This window comes from Roseovarius sp. D0-M9 (assembly GCF_037083805.1).
Lineage (GTDB): Bacteria > Pseudomonadota > Alphaproteobacteria > Rhodobacterales > Rhodobacteraceae > Roseovarius.
Window position 1 is genome coordinate 1 of sequence record NZ_JBAPKZ010000099.1, and the last position, 2,154, is coordinate 2,154.

The 2,154-nt window shown below is 55.9% G+C and carries 2 protein-coding genes; both read right to left on the reverse strand.

Annotation, left to right across the window (positions count from 1 at the left end):
- Positions 1 to 167: 167 nt before the first annotated feature.
- On the reverse strand, positions 168 to 821 hold the full coding sequence (locus tag V8352_RS21550) for a DUF1236 domain-containing protein (protein ID WP_336426307.1): 654 nt from the start codon (positions 819 to 821) through the stop codon (positions 168 to 170).
- A gap of 222 nt (positions 822 to 1,043) precedes the next feature.
- Positions 1,044 to 2,003 carry an IS110 family transposase gene (locus V8352_RS21555; protein ID WP_336426308.1) on the reverse strand — a complete coding sequence of 320 codons (960 nt, stop codon included), beginning with the start codon at positions 2,001 to 2,003 and terminating at the stop codon, positions 1,044 to 1,046.
- Positions 2,004 to 2,154 lie beyond the last annotated feature (151 nt).

Genomic DNA, 2,154 nt, shown 5'->3' on the forward strand with positions numbered 1-2,154 from the left:
ATAGGATGTGGCTTACCCATCTCAAACCCCCATATCTGCTATGCAGACAGGGAATCACAAATCAACCCTCGTGGGAATCTGAATCAGAAAGCTCGCAACCCGCTCTAAAGTCCTGCAACAAGGAACGACCAAATTTTGTTGGCCGCTCCTCGTGTTAATTGTCTAAATCAACGAACAATTTGGATGATGCGGCGATCTTCACGCTTGATAACTACTGGTACGCCATTGATGTAGGCGTACGAATAGGTGCTGTCTGGTACCTCGGAGAGTTCCACGGTTTCAGGCACCCCGGCTCCCACGACCACCTCGCCGTCGAGATAGATGACGTCACGGGGGTTTTCTTGCACGTAGGTCGTTACCGTTGGCCCCGGATCAACGGCGGCACCTGCGCTGGCGCCCGCCACTCCACCGATGACCGCGCCGACCGGTCCGCCAATGAGTGCGCCGGCGATTGCACCGGTGACGCCGCTTGCAGCAGTTGTTTCATCGGAGGTATCAGAATGGACAACAGTTTCTAACGAAACAGTATCCCGATTAGGATAAATGGCGACACGCTCTTCACCAATCAGCGTGGTCAAATAGTCGCCAGACGCCCATCCGACTGTGCCGTTATAAGTGACTTCACACCAGCTTGCCGATTCCAGGCATCCCGCAACCGCGACTTCGCCGCTCGCAGGAATGACGTCAATAATCTCAAACTGGGGACCGGGCCCTGCGCGAAGGTTAAGATCGGTCCAAGCGGAAGCGCTCGTTTGGGCAGAGGCTGCCGAGGACAATAAACTAACGGCAAGCGCCGCTCCGAGGGTCATTTTGATAAGCATTATGATTTTCCTTGATGACACCAAAAGTTAGCACCAGATTTTCTGGTGTGCAGATTGGATACTTTATGAACCGTTGGATTTTGTTTCCGTTCCTACCAGATCACATCACCTGACATAATCCGCTGGAAAACAAAGATCAGACATATCACCGCTCCATTTTCGGACGGTGAATCACGCCGCTAGAATGAAATCAATGGGTCCAGACCCTAGCAACTGTATTTCTCAGGCGGCCTGATTGGTCCATTTCAGACGAGATTTGCAAAGCGCGTTCGCGATTGTGACGAGCTTTCGAGCAACGGCTGTGATGACAACCTTATGTGGTTTTCCGGCGGCGCGAAGACGGTCAGCAAAGATCTTCAAGACTGGGTTGTGATGGCTGGCGACAAGGGCCGCCTGGAACATGACGTGTCGCAGCTGGCGCCGTCCTCCTCCAATGGCGCGCTTGCCGCGCATGACGCCGCTGTCATGTGCGATTGGAGCCAGCCCCACGAGCGCAGCGGCCTGCTCACCCGAGAGTTGGCCAAGCTCGGGCATCTCGGCAATCAGCATAGTGCTGGTGACGGGGCCGATTCCGGGAACGGAACGCAGGATTCCGGCAGTCGTAGCCAGTTCATCATTAGAGGCCATGGCCTGCTCAATCCGCACCTCCAACTCTGCAATCTGGCGATCGAGAAGGTCTTCTAACTCGGCGTCCATGGCATCAAACATATCCGCCGATCCCAGCTTCCCATGCGCCTTAATCTGCGCCAGAAGCCGTTTGCGTGTCTCGACCAGCTGCCCACGCTTTGACGTCAAGGCTCTGAGAAGGCGCAACTTTTCATGTGGCAATACGCGTCCAGCATCCGGTCGAAACATCATGAACCGCGCTATGAGCTCCGCGTCGATCCGATCCGTCTTGGCCCGTGTGCCCCGGCTCGCGGCGAATGCTTTGATCTGGGCGGGTGGCAATTGCCGGGTCGCGATCCCGGCAATGTCGAGGGTGGACCACAACCGCCATTCCTGCCCGCCAGTGGCCTCGAAGCAAACGAGTGCGTCCAGTTCAAGAGCGAGTTGAGCAACTTGCTCGTGACCTTCAACCTTGTTCGGCAGCCGCGCGCGCTTGCCTTCTGGCAGACAGTGAATATCCAACCAATCGCGGCTGACATCTATACCGATGATCCTTGCCTGTGATATTTTGCTCATGCTCTCTTCCTTCTGCTCCGCGGTCCTGACCGGCCGCATTCAACTGTTCGAGACGATGAAGAGAGACGGTGCTGGCTCGCTAGGAAACGTGGTCAATGCCACAAGGCTCAGACGCCAAACACCGTCCCGTCACCGACCTTGGCCGAGGTCG

Excerpts from the sequence above, each read along its gene's own strand:
- V8352_RS21555 (WP_336426308.1), bottom strand. The coding sequence starts at position 2,003 with ATGAGCAAAATATCACAGGCAAGGATCATCGGTATAGATGTCAGCCGC.
- V8352_RS21550 (WP_336426307.1), bottom strand. The coding sequence starts at position 821 with ATGCTTATCAAAATGACCCTCGGAGCGGCGCTTGCCGTTAGTTTATTG.